This is a genomic window from Thalassoglobus neptunius (genome assembly GCF_007859735.1).
GTDB classification, from domain to species: domain Bacteria; phylum Planctomycetota; class Planctomycetia; order Planctomycetales; family Planctomycetaceae; genus Thalassoglobus; species Thalassoglobus neptunius.
The window spans coordinates 1-16,242 of record NZ_SIHI01000063.1 but is presented as its reverse complement, the minus strand read 5'-3'; the positions used below and the strand labels follow the sequence as shown (position 1 = coordinate 16,242).

Here is a 16,242-nt window from a genome sequence, read left to right as displayed (position 1 = left end):
GAATCATTTCGATCATCTCCCACTGAAGGTCAGTCAGGTCACTTGGGTACGCTTTTCGAATCGCCTCGGACACCGTGCACTCCTTTGCGTTGATGAACCGCAAAGTGTGAACAAAACCAGACTTTCACAAAACCTCAGTTTCCGGATAGCCTCTAAGCCTCCGCACAGTCTATAACATCGAATACTCCCGGAAGCGTGCAAATCGAGAGCTGCTCGACAAACTTGCTCTTGTCCTGAATCAGTTCGCCAAACAACAACCTCAACTTCCCAATCTGACTCTCACAGCCGATCACTTCATCGATCACCCATCATCGTTCGCAGCAGTGTTTCTACAATCAGTAGTGCTGAACGACTCCAGCTTCTTCTTTATCGGGGAGAATCCCATTGCTGATCCCGCTTTCCGCTGGGTTGCTCCCGGGTCGAATGCCGCCATCCCATTCGCAGGCAACTATATACGGTGGGGAAACACAAGTGCTCCTGAATCGACTTCATGAGACGGTGAAGCAAGTGGGTCTTGAAGAGATTCAAATTCTGCACAACCGTGCCAACTGTCAGGTTTACGTGCACTCACAATCCCTCTTCCAGCACACGGAGAGTGGCGAAGTTTTCCAATTTGCCGCGTCATCCGATCTGAACCTGACTCGCAACAGGCTCAGCGAAGTCCGTTCCGTTTACGACTCGGAACAAATGGCCGAATTTCTGCTTTCAGGAACCGCACCGAGAGCACGTAAGTCGCACCCACCATGTAACTAGCGACGATTTCAAAATTTTTGAGATTGATTGGTTCCGATTCTCAATGCTGGCCGGTCCTCACGCGTTAGTCTCGAAAAGCTGGTCTCCGATTAGAGACAGGAATCGCCCACGCAAGCAGATTTGATGGGAAGCGTGAAAACCACTTGCAAATGGGAAGATGCACGCGGCGTGATGCTTGGCCCTCATCGAATCGCAAGCATTCGAGCATCGCGACTTTCTGACTCGACGGAAGATCAGCCTCCCAAGCCGTGGGCCAGCCGGGGGCCGATCGTGTCGACGACAGACACTCCAGTGTTGATGTCGCTGCCATCAGCCCCCCGATTGGGTGCTATTTTCGGAATCGCTTCGTTCAATAATCGAATGCTCGAAACAAGAGCATGAAGCCGTTGGAAGGATCCCATTCTGGATCGCCTCGTGCGCGAAACGAGCAGTGGATGCGTCGATTCACACGCCTTGACTGATGCTCAACTTGTGTCTTGCTCGACGAATCTCTTCAGTATTCGACAGAATCGCCAGCCGTTGTTGCTCATTCAAGGACGGCCAGTCCTCGAAGTCGAGTCCTTCGATTTCCGGGTTCGCTTCCGCCTCACCACAAGTTTCTGTCAAGATTTTCAGGTGAAGATCGATGTAGTCGGGATCGGTGAAGAGTTCGCTGCTGAAATCATGCTGACGAATGCTTTCCGAGAGTTCCGTCGAAAACAGACGTCGACGAATCAGGAGTTCTGGAGGATTGGACTCTTCCGGAATCAGGAACAATCCCCGGTCTTGTGCTTCAACTCCGAGATGAGCACTTCCCAAAGCAGCAATCAACGGAATCGATAACATCAATCCGGCTGTGAATGGCAGCATCCAGAGTCCGAAAGTTGATGATGCGGAGAAGCTCAACACCGTGAGCACTATTCCCAGAGCGGTATGCGGCCAATATCGTTTTGCGCAGTCTTTCAACGAGACATCCCGATCGTCACGCGACTGGCAGCTCCATTGCACAGACTTCCCGAGGACTGCATAAGCGACAAACGAGGTATGATAGATCGCCAGAATCGGTGCGATTAAAATTGAGATCACAACTTCAAGAACCGTGCTGGCGAAAAGACGTCCAAGGCCGCCCAAAGATTTCAACCGATCAGGCTCGAGCAAGTTCCAAATGAAGCTCCAGAGTTTCGGGGCAAGAAGCATCGCGAACATTATCACGAACAGATGTGCCACGCTCTCCGCAGCTCCGGCGGAGGTTGAGTCGAAATACACGCCCATGGCACTCGTAAACATGAACAGCATCCACAACCCGGCAGAGAGATAAGAAAACACGCCGGTTGCAAAGTGCATTCGCGTCGGACGCTCAAACCCAGAGCACATCAGTAAACGTGCATGTTGCAGGTTCCCCTGGCACCACCGCTGATCTCGAATGGCGTAATCGTCGACCGTCGTCGGACACTCCTCGTAGCTTCCACCAAGATCAGCAGTTTCGACTTTAGATCCCGCCTTAAGCATAAGACCAGCTTCGACGAAATCGTGGCTGAGAATCTCTCCTCCAAGCGGAGCCTTTCCGGGCAAAACCGGCAACATGCAGTGCTCCGAGAACGCTGCAATTCGGATAATTGCATTATGCCCGAAGTAGTTCCCCTCGGACTGTGTCCAGGTCTCATACCCTTTTAAGAAGACCGCTCCATAGACAGCTGCGGCAAACTGCTGCAGCCTCGCGAAAAGACTGGTGCGCTGCACCGGTCTTGGTGGAACTTGCAAAATCCCCATGTGTGGGTCCGCCTCCATCCTGCGGGTCATTTCCACCAATGTCTCGCCCTCCATGACGCTGTCTGCATCAAGCACGATCATGTGCTCGTAGCCTCCTCCCCAGCGACGACAAAACTCCGCAAGATTACCGGCCTTGCGTGCAACGTTCTTAAAGCGACGGCGATAGAAGAGCGACATTCCATCGGGAATCAGTTTCACCGTTTCTGCCCACACGCGTTCCTCCTGAAGCCAGATCTCTGACTTTTGTGTATCGCTTAACACAAAGAAGTCAAAAGTCGCGTGTTGGCCAGTTCTTTCGAGACTCTCAACCATCGCTCGAATCGACGCAAACACCATCGCTGGTGATTCATTATAGACCGGAAGTAAAATCGCGTTACGTGTGCTTAACAACGAATGAGATTCGAGACCCTCACTGGCTCGTTGGGAAGATCTGGCGAACCTCTGAGCAACCAGAACGAGAAAACCAACTGACGCCACCCAGAATGAAAAACTAATCCACAGACTGAGGACGGTAAAAAGCCCAACGCTGATCGTTTCAAAAACGTTTAAGTCTCCTTGAAAGGCAAAAGTAAGATATTCCAGCGTCAGCCAGGATGTCGAAATAATCGACAAGACTGCCAGGAGGATTCGAACAGCCTGGGTCCTCCAGTGTGGTCTGGTTGGAAGTGTTTGACTTACATTGACCATCTTGTCACCAATTAAATGTCCACACCGCGTTTTGACGATGAGATCCCCGACCCGTCCGATAGCGTCGTCCGGGAAAACGTAATTTTCGAAAGCCTGTAACGAGACGACTTGACTGGGACGCACAAACTCACATGAGTTCATGCAGCCTTGACGCAATGAATGAGCGTCGTGTTGAAGAGTTTTTACCCGCGCCACAACCCAGAGACAGTGAGCGTTGTGAGAACACCCGCCCAGAAATCCGTAGAGAACATTCGGACTGACTCCAGCGGCATTGGACTCCCCAGTTGCAACGGCACTTCGGGCGGGACGGCCCGACGTTCAGCAATGACACGGGGAGTATTCTCTGGAAATTTTCTGCTCGTTTTGTAACCACTCATGACCGAACTCCTTGTTGTGATCATTTCGAAACGAAAAGCTCATTGACTTTGCGAGGCGTCAGTGGCGGAAGATCTGTAATTCAGTCGCCAATGTTTGAAAGTCAGAACACTTATCGAATCCATTCAATCGATTCGCGTGTACACCTGAGGAAACTGATATTTCGGAACTCGATGCGAGCACAGTCCCGACCAAGTCTCGGAGAGTCGACGATTCGAATCCCGAAGCGTGAGCTGAACTTCGACTGGGTCATCGACGTCGATCGGCGAAATTTTTAGGTCAACCCTCCACCCTGATTTCGTTTTAATACTCTCTTGCTTAAGCACTTCCCCGCGAACGGTCAGAAGATCGAGCAAGACAGGAGTCTCGTCAGAAAGTTGTGCAATCGCTGTTCCACGAAAATGTAATTGAACGTCGATTGTTCCATCTTCATTCCGTGTTAAAGAGTGTCGCACAACACGTGCCAGAAAACCGTCCTCCTTCCGCTTTGTAGAACGGAAGTGAACTTCATAATCGAGATCCACGGGTTCACCGATGTTGATTTGATCTCCCGGGACCCAGAAGGCTGCAATGTTGTCGTGCCCCTCATGCGGAGCAGGGAGCTCCAGCAATTCAACAGTTCCGTTGATCCATGGACTCTTCGGCTGAATCCAGATATCTGGTCGCCGGTGATATTGTGCCTCGTCGTCGAGATAGCGGCTGTAGCGGCGTTCGCGTTGAATCAGGCCAAACCCGTGAAGTTCTGCCACTTCGAATCTCGACAGAGATGGATAGCTCTGACGACACAGCGAACGCCAGATTGTCCCGTCGTCGCCGGCATCGATCATCAATCCGTCGGCATCATGCACTGAAGGCCGCTTGTCGAGCGGAGGCGGTTCGATTGCGTCGCCCCACATCCACATGCTCGTCAGCGGAGCAATCCCAATCTTGCAATCGGTGTTGCGAAAATACAATCGGGCTTTGACGTCGACGATGGTATTCGTCGTCCCCGGTTGAAGTTCGAACTGATACGCTCCGACGACTGACTCACTATTCATCAGTGCGAGCACTGTGAGTGTTTTCTCATCCTGATCGGGTTCAACAATCCAGAGGTCTGTAAACGCGGGAAACTCCTCAGCCTTGTCGGTCCCAGCATCGAGAGCCAGCCCACGCGACGACGATCCATAAACGGTATTCGCTGTCCGGCCTCGGAAATATGACGCTCCGAGAAAGGTGAGCATCTCCTGGCCATCATCCGCTTTCGGAAACTGACCGACGATTTTTACACCAGCGAATCCCGTCTCGACAGGAACGCTCCGATCAGCCAGGGGACCTCGATATTCGAAAAGCGAAGGATCGAATGGAACAGGTTGTTCACTCGGCGATTCTGATTCGGATTGATTGTGAATGACACTCACGCTGACCCGGTTGCGATGGACGAATCCGCGATGGAATAACTCAAACCAGAATGGCTTGGACTGGTTCCACCAGATCGCTCTCTCGGGCCGAAAGGCGATCATCCGATAGTCGTCGTACGACAAATTGGAGATTGCCTCCGGAAGATCGGGAGGCGAGGGTGCCTTCTGGAGCGACAACGCTCTCGCGTACCGATCAAGGTCAGAGAAACTGCAAATGCAACCTGCCCTCAATGGCTCTTGCCCCCAGATTGCCGAACCTGCGTAAAGGTCACTTGAAATCAACATAATGAGCGCCGCAACGCTGTAACACGTTCGCATTTGGGTGAACTTCCTGATTGGAAAACGGTTTCGATGAACTCGAAGACTTGACGTTTTGATATGGATCAGAAACTGTCGCACGAACTGTGCCAATTGATCGATCAGACTTCACCTTCGTAAGTTGCGACGTCTACGCACATTTCACCCGGAAATTGTTCAATTCGATTTCGTTTCCGACGAAAAAGGCGTGAAAATGCTGATCGGAGTCGATTGTTGAGTGCCCCGAAAACAGCCAAAGTGCGCTCTAAAGCAACATTTCAACTCGCGTGGATATCTCAATCGAGTTGTAAGAATGGTGTCTGGCGAGGAAATCGAATCTCGCAGAGCAGAAAAGCTCAGTGCTGAACGATTGTGTTACATCGGGGAGTGTCTGTTGCCGCAACACATTTCAATCTTGTTCAATATCTGTTATCTCACTTGAAGTCGTTTCAGTGAAAGCTGACCTGTCGTCGACGAAATGCGAGATCATCATCGAAGCGAACACTATGAACTACCGGTTTCGAAAGCACTTATTCACAGCTGGCAGTCTTGTTGAGCTGACTGACACCGGCGTACAGCTTTCGAAGCACAATGGACGACCGCAACGCTTTCTCGACTTCAGCAAGATAAAAACGATTCAACATGTCGATTCCGGTGAAGCAGAAACGAAAAGCGGACGACCATTTACGATCAAATCCTGTCGACTCGTTCCTCGGCGCGGAAGGTCCATCGAAATTCTTTCGACGAGCTATCTCGGAATGGGATCGAAGAAGTATCGCCAGAAGGCTTCAGACCATCTCCCTGAGTATCGGAAACTCATCCAGAAGATTCAGCAGGAAGTGTCCCAAGCGAATCCGAATGCGATGGCGATCTACGGGAGTCGAGGAATTCAAGTGATGTTTGCCTTTGTCAGTCTGCTTGGCCTGGTCCTGATATTCCTTGCAGTTTATGCTCCACTTGCCAGTCGAAAGACGCTTTCGGAATCCTGGCTCATTTCTCTCTTCGTGGGCGTCGTCGGACTTTTCATTGCCCGAACATTCTGGATGTTGGCGCTCTCCTACAAACCAGAAAAACGGCCACTCAAAGAACTTCTTCAAGCTGTGGAATCACCTGCCGTGAAGGACTCGGAATGATGCGATTGCCGACTTATTTCGTTGTAATCATTGCTGCACTTTTTTTTGCGATTTTTGTTCTCAATGAAACCGTGAATGCTCAGGCTCTCGCCAATGAGCGTCCAAATATTTTATGGATCTATGTCGACGACATGAGCGACTGGCTCGGATGCAACGGGGACTCTCTCGCACAGACTCCCAACATCGATCGCCTCGCATCATCTGGCATTCTGTTCAAGAATGCGTTCATGCCGTCACCTGTCTGCTCAACGACACGTTCCGCTCTCATCACCGGGACGATGCAGACGACGCTGGGACTTCATCAACACCGAACGATGATCAAACAACCGCTTCCGGAAGACGTGATGACCATTCCGGAACTCTTTCGTGAAGCTGGGTACATCACATTTAACGAAGCCAAAGACGACTACAATTTTAGTCGGCCGCGCGAGAAGATGTATTCGCCCGAGTTTGAACGTCCCGGTTTTAAAAGCCATTTGCCTGCAAGTGACCTCACGTGGCTTGCTCAACTGCGGGACCAGCGATTCTTCGGACAGATTCAACTCGCTGGCGGAAAGTTGGGAGGCGAAACCGGAAGTAAGTTTCCTTCTCCAAGTCGAGTCTTGGAAGAAGACGTCACTGTCCCGCCTCAATATCCCGACAACCAAGTCTTTCGAAATGCGATTGCACGTCACTACGAACAAATCGCTTACACCGATGAACAAGTCGGCACGATCATTGAAGCGCTGAAGAAGTATGAACTCTGGGAGTCGACGATCGTCTTGTTTTTCACCGACCATGGATCGCCGCTTCCCCGATCGAAGCAGTTTCTTTACGAAGAGGGAACGAAAGTTCCACTGATTGTCCGGATCCCCGAACGCTTTGCGCTCGCTTCCTCCCAACCCGCGGTCCGGATGGATCTTGTCAGTGGGATTGATATTTCGACGACAACTCTCGCCCTGGCAGGAATCGGCATCCCGAAGTTCATGGAAGGGCACGATCTGTTTTCCTCCAGTCAACTACCTCGACAATTCGTTATCTCAGCGAGAGACCGATGCGGGATCGCTGTCGACAGAATTCGATCCGTCCGCACGGATCGATTCCGCTACATCGCCAATGAGTTGAACGACCGTCCGCTGTATCAGTCACAATATCGGGACCGCTTTTCCACGATCGTGAATTTGAGAACACTCTTTGAAAGTGGTGAAATCACGCCTCTTCAAGCAAGCTATCACGAGGCCGCAAATCGTCCCGCCGAAGAACTCTACGATGTGATCGCTGATCCGGATCAGATCCATGACCTTGCAGCAGATCCCGATTATCGAACGATCTTGGAAACTCATCGAAGTTTTTTGAGAGACTGGCGCGAGTCATCGGAAGATCAAGGCTTGATCCCCGAAAGCAGAGCTTCGCTTCAACTCGTCTATGATCACGCCAGGGGCCGCTGCCCAGCACCCGAGTTCGACATTTTCCGCAAAGAAGATTCACATTCGACCCGCGATTAAATACGAGTCGAGCAGGGGATTCCGACAGAAATGACCGGCACGTTGGCGAGTCTGACTGGCTATCCTCTTGGACAACGCATTACTGGAAGATCGAACTCCGCAATGTCCGCACTTTGATCAATCCCGGTTGATCCGACAATTTTCAACGTTGGACTTGGTTGGCGCTCAGCAAGGAAATTCCCGTTCACCAGTGGGTGTTCGGTTTCAACAATTGTCCAAAGAATGCGACGTTGAACAGCGAGGAGTCACCTTGTTTCGCCGGAAAGCGGACTCTCGGATTGTTCTAAGTCAGCAGTTTCGTAAACTGACAGTCCAATCCTGTGGTATCATTGTTTCCTCCCGCCCATCAATAAGCTGACTGTGAGCACGAACAGCGTGTTCAACTGACCGTTCGAAACGATGCCGTTCACACACAAAGAAACTGTTGCATTCAGCCAGAGATCCGCATTGGGCGGAATTGCGTATTTTCTGCTGGATGCAGTGCTGCTGGTGGCTGCACTCGCCTGCGCCCTCACAGCTTCCCACCCCATCTGGCAACTGATTTTTTCAATGGGTGCGGGTCTGATGATCTCGCTTCTCTTCGTCGTGGGGCACGATGCCGGTCATCAATCTCTGACGCCTCATCGATGGTTGAATAACGTTTTGGGAAGGTTGTCGACACTTCCGGCACTGCACCCCTTCAGCTTGTGGATTCTGGTACACAACCACACGCATCACCGTTGGACCAACCTCAGCCCGCGTGATTACGTTTGGACTCCGCTAACCACTGCGGAATATCAATCGCTCTCGAAGCATCAACGTCTGCTTTATCGCCTTTATCGAAGCTGGGCCGGAATTTTCTTCTACTACTTCATTGAGTTCTGGATCAAGAAGATCATGTTTCCGTCGCGGAAAGAAGTGCGAGGAACATACAAAACCGTTTATCTGCTCGACATCACCTTTGTTGCCATCTGCGGACTCACCTATCTGTCTTTCTTGATCATCGGCGCTCAGATGAATTGGTTTCAGGAATCGCAATCCGTTTGGAACGCATTGCTGTTCGGGGCGGTGATTCCGTTTGCTGTGTGGAATACGATGATGTCGCTGGTGATCTACTTGCATCACACGCATCCTGAACTCGTCTGGTACAACGATCAATCTGAATGGAAGCAACGATCGTCGCAAGCGGAATCGGCTGTGCATGTCATCTTTCCGGGTCCGATCAATCGATTCTTCCACTGGATCATGGAGCACAACGCCCATCACGCGCGTCCTTCAATTCCTCTCTATCATCTGAGAGAAGCACAACAGGTTCTGGAAGAAAGTGACGCGGGGAAGATTATTGTGTTTCGATGGACTCCCTGGGCGCATCTGGATTTGGTCAGACGCTGCAAGCTGTACGACTATCAGGCAAAACGGTGGCAAGACTTTCGCGGGAACTACACCTCCCCGGAACGCACTTCCCACTCGGAACCTTCTCGAAGGGAATTGGTTTCAGCAAACGAATCGAACCAATCGCAGCTGTGAATCACCGAACAGTGAATCACCGGCCGAAACTGTTCACTTGAGATGAACAGCTTGTGGGATCTTCTCACGCACTTAACGCTTCGCACATATCAGAGGTGAAGCATTCGATCTCGGAAAGAGGCATTTGACATTTCCCCCTCTACCGCCACAATGGGCCTATTGTCGATTCCGTGAGTGCATTCTTCGAAATGGTCATCGTGGGTTCGCGCGAGCAATCAACAGGGAAAAACCATTTCGGACTGATTCATTAAGTGCACCAGCAAGAGCGTGATGCTTTTGCAAAGAGAAATTCGGCACGCTTCGTGAGAGTTTCGCTCTCGCATTCCTGACTCTTTCAGCGATTCTCTCCATCGGTTTTTGGGGCAGTATCCACGAGTTGGTGAATTCTCATTCCGTGACAGACTTCAGGAGTTTTTAAACCCAACAATTCCATGCAAAAACGATATCAGATTCAATTTCCTCCTCAACAATCACACCATCTCGGGCAGGATGAAGTCACGTTCTTACTCACTGAAGATGGTCAGGAAAAGAAGATTCGCTTCCACGACTACGATGAAATCTACTTGCGGCCGGGTCTCTACGAACAGATTTTCTATGAGCGTCTCAAATGTTCGTCTCCGGAACGAGTCGGAAAGATTCTGAATGATGCAATGGGGGAGATCGGCGAGAATCTCACAGAGCTCCGAGTTCTCGACCTCGGTGCTGGCAACGGAATCATGGGAGAGGTTTTGAAGCGATACGGCGTCGCGCGACTGGTCGGAGCCGACATTATCCCGCAAGCCAAACAGGCAGCTTACCGGGATCGACCCGATGTCTACGACGAATACTATGTTGCCGATTTCACAGATCTCAACGAAGAGCAACTTCGTGACCTCGATGACTGGTCGATCAATTGCCTCACCTCAGTCGCCGCACTTGGATTCGGCGACATTCCATACGGAGCTTTCTTCCAAGCATTGCAACTTGTCCGCCCCGGGGGATGGGTCGCGTTCAACATCAAAGAGTCATTTCTTGATCACGAAGACAACTCCGGCTTTTCACGATTGATCCGCCAGTTGATCTTCTCGAAGTATCTCAACCTCCATCATCTCGAAAAATACCGCCACCGACTCTCGATGGAAGGTGTTCCGCTTTATTACTTCGCGCTCGTCGCCCAGAAGAAATTCGAAATTCCCAACGACTTCCTGATCTCTCATGAAATCGAAGGTTAACGCGACGTCGCTGAATGAAACCAAGCCCTGTGCCCCACGCACAGGGCTTTTTTGATGGAGTACCGTGCGATGGTCTGAGCACTCGCTTGGACAGTTCGAATCGGTTGTGTACTGTTTGATTGTGCGAACTCGCCGCGACGAGTCGAGAGTGACGATTGACGCACCCAGTTCGAAGTACGTCCTCAACTGATCAGGCATGCAATGAAATTGACGATCCGCAACATCATTCTATCGGCAGTCTTGCTCAGTCTTGTCTGCTCCCGCAGCTTCGGCAACGATCGTCCCAATGTCCTGCTGATCATTACCGATGAACACAACTTTCGTACGCTCGGTTGCTATCGGGAACTGATGCCACGCTGGCAAGCGGAAATGTGGGGCGAAGATGCAGTTGTTCCAACTCCCCATATGGATCGAATCGCGAACGACGGAGTGATCTGCACGCGTGCCTATGCGACGTCTCCGGTTTGTTCTCCGTGCCGGGCAGCGATGATCACCGGTCGCTATCCGCATGCGACAGGCGTTCCCGCCAACGATCTTGTTCTTGATCGGTCAATTCCCACTCTGGCGGATCGCCTCAACGAAGCCGGTTACCGAACTTCATTCATCGGGAAATGGCATCTCGGGGGCAAGGGAAAACCGGAATGGGCACCGAAGGTCGATGGTGGATTTGAACACAAGAAGTTCATGTTTAATCGGGGACACTGGAAGAAATTCGTGATCGAAGACGGTGAACCCCAAGTGGGAGCCCGCAGGAACGGTCAACCAATTTACAATCTCGACGGAGCGGACGAAGAAACCTTCTCAACCGATTTCCTCACCGACCGGGCATTAGATTTCATCACTGATGAGGATGCCTCTAAACCGTTCCTCACTGTCATCAGCTATCCTGATCCTCACGGCCCCAATACCGTCCGTCCTCCTTACGATCATCGATTCGATAGCCTTCGATTCAAACCACCTCGCACATACGACACTGGACTTCCTCCCCCACTTTGGCTGGGAAATCCCAACGCTGCCCATCCTCCGTTCCGCGGCTCTCTGATGTCGTCATACTTCGGAATGGTTCAGTGTATCGACGACAGCATCGGACGCATTCTCGATCGACTCGAAGAAACGAACCAACTCGACAACACCTTGATCGTCCTGACGAGTGACCATGGTGACCTTTGCTACGAACATGATCGACACAACAAAGGAAACCCGTACGAAGGCTCAGCCCGCGTCCCGATGATTTTTCGGCTTCCCAATCGAATCGCGGCGAAGCAGGTTTACAAACAACCCGTCGGAACAGTCGATCTGACACCGACCATCATGGGACTCTTGAACCTTGCAGACAATCCGAACGATCACGGTCGTAATCTCGCTTCAATGTTGACCGACACCAGCACGAGCAACACCGGTGAAAGCGAAGTGACCTTTCTGCGCAACGCGGGACAGAAACCTCAATGGGTCGCAGCCATCGACAGCCGGTACAAACTCATCATCTCGGTGAACGATGACCCGTGGCTCTTTGACGCAGTGGACGACCCCGACGAGCTTCTCAATTTCTATCGCCGTCCGGGAACAGAAGGAGTCGCGGAACGACTGGCCCAAGCTTTGAAAGAATACGGCGAAGCCTTTGACGATCCGTATTTCGAGAACAAGAAGATCACCGATTCGCTCAATTCTATTCTGAAGAAATAGGAGCGAATCCTGTGGATGTTCGGCGGCGTTTTCGGAGATGACAACGCCACCGAGCCAACCGCTGAGACGCTGTTGAACTATTCATAGACCGTCCGCGTTCAGTCGTCATACGACTTCGCGGCTCTGGTCAAGTTCGTTCTCTCCTCCGAAAAGCTTTGCAAGATTTCCGGACTTATAAGCGCTGACGACAACACCCAACTGCAGCATCACCAGTCCCAGCATGAAGGGTTGCACGCCATTCCAGTCGAGATTCTGCTGAAGATATCTTCCACCTTCCCAGAAGATACTCAGGTAGAAGCAAGCTCCGACGATGAGTGTCACAACTCGAAGCTCCCGACTTCTAACAATAAGTTCGACCAGAATCATACAGGTCAGCAGCCCGGCCAAATACAAGCTGGCGAACAGGATGTCGTAAACCCCGAAGAAGCTGCAGAGAGCCATTCGCACTGCCGCGAACGTGAATAAAAACATCACGAAGCCAAACAGAGCGTAGATGAGTTCGTCTCTGATCATCAATCCGGTCAACAGAATGGAGAGCAGGACCAGGTGAACCTGAATTTCGATTTCAGGAAGTGGCCACCCTGTGAGAACACTTGTTTCGCCAAGTGCCAAGATGCCCCAACAACATGCTTCGATCACCAATCGCGAAGTTCGCAAACGAATTCCCTCAAAGGTAAGAATGCAGCACGCGAGAACAAATGGAACGGCACTGATCTCAGTGGACAACGTTGAGATTTGTGACTCCGAAGTGATCCAGGCAAGCATCAAGAGCGAAAAGACCGTGCAACGCCTTCCGAACCGCAATCCTCTGGCCCAGTAAATCAGGCTGAAGAACATACTTGCGATGCATGCCACAATGATGGGCGATCCGAAACGGGACGAGAAGTCGCGGACAAAACTGGCCGCTGCGGGATTCAACTGCTGAGGGAATGAGCTCAGCAAGATGCACGCAAACGGAAGTGTATAAGCCAGGAACTTCGAAAACCGACTCTTGTGGGCAATCGCCGCTTCCATCGCGAGCCAGCAGATTCCCAACAACATTGGGACGAGCATCAGGCCGGTAAACATCGTTTGTCGATTTTCATAAGCCTGACTGGCATTCAGTTCCCAAGCTGGATCGAAGGAAATCGACAGCAGATAGATTCGAAGCCCAAAGCAAACCCAAACCACGACAAACAACGACCACGGATGGTAAGGCCAGATCCACGGACAGCCTGAATTTTCAACCCGCTCTCGACCACTTCTGACCGCCGGGATGAGTGTAAACATCGAGAGCCCAGCGAGAACACTCACACCGAAGATCGCCCACCGGACCATCTCAGGGGCAAAATTCTCTCCGACGACATAGGGGAGAAACGCCGAGGACAACAACAACGAAAGTTGGAGATAAAAGGGACCGCGATAAATCATCGGAAGACGAACTTGCGATAAGCGAATGACGAATTCCGAAAGAACGATGCAGGCAAACACGACGGCCAGAAGCCCGACAAAACCATGACTTTCCCCCGACGTAAGCGGCCTGTCGAACACGAGTGAAAGCTCAAACATCAACAGGATCGGAATCAAAAACAACGACCTCGCATCGTCCCAGACTTTCCAGTTCCTCACGAGAAAAATCGCCAGCCCAGACACAAGGAGCAGATAGCCGAAAATCAATGACAGCAGAAAGTTCAGGTCGAGTTCTGACGCAGAAACGATGGAAAGTCCGGTGCTGTGAATCACCAAAGCAGCACTCAAAAGATAGAACGGATTTTCAGAGGAAATTCGTCGCCAGACTCGTGTCTGAAATGAGACTTCCTGCCTGCCGCTTTCCTGGTGCGAATTGCCACCATCGACATCATCTGACGAATCATCACGGTCTGAGTTCGTCTCCTCTGGAGTGGATTGATCATCTGATTCAGGATCCATCGTGCCACACTCCGTTCTCTGAATGAAGTTGTCGTGGTGTCCAGTTCAACAAGCACAGAGACTCGTCAAATATGAAAGTGAGTACGTCTTCATTCAGCACATCGTTGAAACAATCTCGAAAAATTTGATGCCTGGCTGACAGGCGAGTCCCCTCGTAAAACGATTTCCCTCAACTGCGCGAGTTCGTGTGAAGTCGGCAATTCGTTTCGGACAGATCGCCTGCGAATTGGTAGAATGAGGAGGGTCAATACGATCCCTGAATCGCAGTGCATGCTGATGATCGATCAGGGACAAGTCACTTACGAGACACCGCCAACAGACAACCGGCACGTGTCAGCCTCAAAACGTTCAACCGGAGTCACTTTGTCATGGAATTTTATCTCGCCGGTCAATGGCAGGATCGCGATGATCGAATCGAAGTCATCAATCCCGCAAACGGAGAAGTGATTGACACTGTTCCCAAAGCGAGTGCCGACGATGTCGAAACTGCTCTGAATGCTGCTGTCGAGGGCGCACGCGAGATGGCGAAGCTGTCGGGATATCGACGATTCGAGATTCTCCGCCGCACAGCTGATTTGATGGTCGAGAACCGTGAAGACCTCGCGCGGACGCTCAGTCAGGAAGAAGGCAAAACCATCCACGAGGCAAGAACTGAGGTCGACCGTGCGCGGCAGACAATCGAACTCAGTGGTGAAGAAGCCAAACGCCTGACAGGTGAAGTGCTTCCTCTTGACGGTGGAGAGGGAGTTTCGGGCAAACTCGGATTCACACTCCGAGTGCCATGCGGAGTTGTCGCTGCGATTACTCCGTTCAACTTCCCGCTCAATCTTGTTTCCCACAAAGTCGGCCCAGCTCTCGCTGGCGGCAACTCCATCATTCTGAAACCGGCCAGCGACACGCCACTGGTCGCACTGAAGTTCGTCAAACTGCTCCTGGAAGCAGGGCTTCCGGAAAGAGGAATCTCGACGCTTACGGGATCGGGAAGCACAATCGGTTCCAAAATTTGCAGCGACAACAGAGTTCGCAAGATCAGTTTCACAGGAAGCCAGGAAGTCGGAGAGAAAATCTGTCACGCTGCCGGTATTAAAAAAGTCACCATGGAACTCGGATCGAACAGCCCGTTGATTGTTCTTCCCGACGCTGATCTCGATAAGGTCGTCAACGCCGTTGTCGCGAGTGGATATGCGAACGCCGGACAAGTTTGTATCTCCGCACAACGCCTCATTGTTGACGAAAGCATGCACGATGAGTTGATGCAGCGTCTGATTCCGAAGATCGAAAGTATTGTCGCTGGGAATCCACTTCAGGAAGAGACTCAAATGGGACCGATGGTCCGCGAGAGCGATGCTGTTCGCGTTGAGTCATGGATTCAGGAAGCCGTTTCGCAGGGTGCAAAACTGGCTTGTGGAGGTGAGAGGAACGGAGCCTTCGTCAGTCCGGCATTGATCCTCGAAACCAAACCGGACATGAAAATCGTCAACGACGAACTCTTCGGCCCGGGAGTCGCCGTTTCGCGTGCCCGGGATATTGACGACGCGATTCATATGGCGAACGACACGCGATATGGCCTCAGCGCCGGAATCTTTACGCAGGATGTTGACTCAGCCGTTCGGTTCGCCAAAGAAGTTCAAAGCGGCAACATTCACATTAACTGGGGCCCGATGTGGCGAACGGACTTAATGCCTTATGGCGGACTGAAAGATAGTGGGCTCGGTAAAGAAGGCCCCAAGTACGCGATCGAAGAAATGACCGAATCGAAAACCGTTGTGATTCACTCTTAAGTGCATTACGAAGATTAAAACTTAAACGGGGAGCACGCGTGGTGCGTGCTCCCCGTTTTTTCACATCCAAAGTTTGATGATGAGCCCAGATTGTTCAGTAAATTCTGGACGATGAAGACAGCTTAGAGGCTATCCGGAAACTGAGGTTTTGTGAAAGTCTGGTTTTGTTCACACTTTGCGGTTCATCAACGCAAAGGAGTGCACGGTGTCCGAGGCGATTCGAAAAGCGTACCCAAGTGACCTGACTGACCTTCAGTGGGAGATGATCGAAATGATTC

At 51.4% G+C, this 16,242-nt stretch carries 11 protein-coding genes; 7 read left to right on the top strand and 4 right to left on the bottom strand.

Annotated features, from left to right (window positions below):
- Positions 1 to 876 precede the first annotated feature (876 nt).
- Positions 877 to 1,134, top strand: coding sequence for a hypothetical protein (locus tag KOR42_RS27550; RefSeq protein ID WP_231741106.1), 258 nt, complete (start codon positions 877 to 879; stop codon positions 1,132 to 1,134).
- Positions 1,135 to 1,197: 63 nt separating this feature from the next.
- Here the strand turns inward: KOR42_RS27550 and mdoH are convergent, their stop codons facing one another.
- The 3 genes from mdoH to KOR42_RS24080 all read right to left on the bottom strand — a co-directional run bounded on the left by mdoH (position 1,198) and on the right by KOR42_RS24080 (position 5,279).
- Positions 1,198 to 3,189 carry a glucans biosynthesis glucosyltransferase MdoH gene (mdoH, locus tag KOR42_RS24090; protein ID WP_197441534.1) on the bottom strand — a complete coding sequence of 664 codons (1,992 nt, stop codon included), beginning with the start codon at positions 3,187 to 3,189 and terminating at the stop codon, positions 1,198 to 1,200.
- Between the two features lie 182 nt (positions 3,190 to 3,371).
- Positions 3,372 to 3,566: a hypothetical protein gene (locus KOR42_RS24085; protein WP_146512389.1), complete on the bottom strand. Its 195-nt coding sequence runs from the start codon at positions 3,564 to 3,566 to the stop codon at positions 3,372 to 3,374.
- Positions 3,567 to 3,689: 123 nt separating this feature from the next.
- A complete protein-coding gene (locus KOR42_RS24080) occupies positions 3,690 to 5,279 on the bottom strand; it encodes a glucan biosynthesis protein (protein ID WP_146512388.1) in 1,590 nt (529 codons plus the stop codon).
- A gap of 485 nt (positions 5,280 to 5,764) precedes the next feature.
- Here KOR42_RS24080 and KOR42_RS24075 point away from each other — a divergent pair, with 485 nt between their 5' ends.
- The 5 genes from KOR42_RS24075 to KOR42_RS24055 all read left to right on the top strand — a co-directional run bounded on the left by KOR42_RS24075 (position 5,765) and on the right by KOR42_RS24055 (position 12,275).
- The gene (locus KOR42_RS24075) at positions 5,765 to 6,391 is read left to right on the top strand and encodes a DMT family transporter (protein ID WP_146512387.1); all 627 of its coding nucleotides are present in this window, start codon (positions 5,765 to 5,767) and stop codon (positions 6,389 to 6,391) included.
- The gene (locus KOR42_RS24070) at positions 6,388 to 7,875 is read left to right on the top strand and encodes a sulfatase family protein (RefSeq protein WP_146512386.1); all 1,488 of its coding nucleotides are present in this window, start codon (positions 6,388 to 6,390) and stop codon (positions 7,873 to 7,875) included. The genes KOR42_RS24075 and KOR42_RS24070 overlap by 4 nt, the downstream gene beginning before the upstream one ends.
- A gap of 399 nt (positions 7,876 to 8,274) precedes the next feature.
- Entirely contained in the window at positions 8,275 to 9,381 is a 1,107-nt protein-coding gene (locus KOR42_RS24065; protein ID WP_146512385.1) for a fatty acid desaturase, read from the top strand.
- A gap of 431 nt (positions 9,382 to 9,812) precedes the next feature.
- The gene (locus tag KOR42_RS24060; protein ID WP_146512384.1) at positions 9,813 to 10,592 is read left to right on the top strand and encodes a class I SAM-dependent DNA methyltransferase; all 780 of its coding nucleotides are present in this window, start codon (positions 9,813 to 9,815) and stop codon (positions 10,590 to 10,592) included.
- Between the two features lie 201 nt (positions 10,593 to 10,793).
- Positions 10,794 to 12,275, top strand: a complete 1,482-nt coding sequence (locus KOR42_RS24055; RefSeq protein WP_197441533.1) for a sulfatase family protein — start codon at positions 10,794 to 10,796, stop codon at positions 12,273 to 12,275.
- Between the two features lie 105 nt (positions 12,276 to 12,380).
- On the opposite strand, the gene KOR42_RS24050 is transcribed toward KOR42_RS24055, so the two are convergent.
- Positions 12,381 to 14,183: a hypothetical protein gene (locus KOR42_RS24050; protein WP_146512383.1), complete on the bottom strand. Its 1,803-nt coding sequence runs from the start codon at positions 14,181 to 14,183 to the stop codon at positions 12,381 to 12,383.
- A 368-nt stretch (positions 14,184 to 14,551) separates the two neighbouring features.
- On the opposite strand from KOR42_RS24050, the gene KOR42_RS24045 reads away from it, so the two are divergent.
- Complete coding sequence (locus KOR42_RS24045; protein WP_146512382.1) at positions 14,552 to 15,964, top strand: aldehyde dehydrogenase family protein; 1,413 nt, start codon at positions 14,552 to 14,554, stop codon at positions 15,962 to 15,964.
- Positions 15,965 to 16,242: the final 278 nt, after the last annotated feature.

Bases quoted from the DNA above. Each gene is read 5' to 3' on its own strand.
- KOR42_RS27550 (WP_231741106.1), top strand. From the start codon at position 877: ATGGGAAGCGTGAAAACCACTTGCAAATGGGAAGATGCACGCGGCGTG.
- mdoH (WP_197441534.1), bottom strand. From the start codon at position 3,189: ATGGTCAATGTAAGTCAAACACTTCCAACCAGACCACACTGGAGGACC.
- KOR42_RS24085 (WP_146512389.1), bottom strand. From the start codon at position 3,566: ATGAGTGGTTACAAAACGAGCAGAAAATTTCCAGAGAATACTCCCCGT.
- KOR42_RS24080 (WP_146512388.1), bottom strand. From the start codon at position 5,279: ATGCGAACGTGTTACAGCGTTGCGGCGCTCATTATGTTGATTTCAAGT.
- KOR42_RS24075 (WP_146512387.1), top strand. From the start codon at position 5,765: ATGAACTACCGGTTTCGAAAGCACTTATTCACAGCTGGCAGTCTTGTT.
- KOR42_RS24070 (WP_146512386.1), top strand. From the start codon at position 6,388: ATGATGCGATTGCCGACTTATTTCGTTGTAATCATTGCTGCACTTTTT.
- KOR42_RS24065 (WP_146512385.1), top strand. From the start codon at position 8,275: ATGCCGTTCACACACAAAGAAACTGTTGCATTCAGCCAGAGATCCGCA.
- KOR42_RS24060 (WP_146512384.1), top strand. From the start codon at position 9,813: ATGCAAAAACGATATCAGATTCAATTTCCTCCTCAACAATCACACCAT.
- KOR42_RS24055 (WP_197441533.1), top strand. From the start codon at position 10,794: ATGAAATTGACGATCCGCAACATCATTCTATCGGCAGTCTTGCTCAGT.
- KOR42_RS24050 (WP_146512383.1), bottom strand. From the start codon at position 14,183: ATGGATCCTGAATCAGATGATCAATCCACTCCAGAGGAGACGAACTCA.
- KOR42_RS24045 (WP_146512382.1), top strand. From the start codon at position 14,552: ATGGAATTTTATCTCGCCGGTCAATGGCAGGATCGCGATGATCGAATC.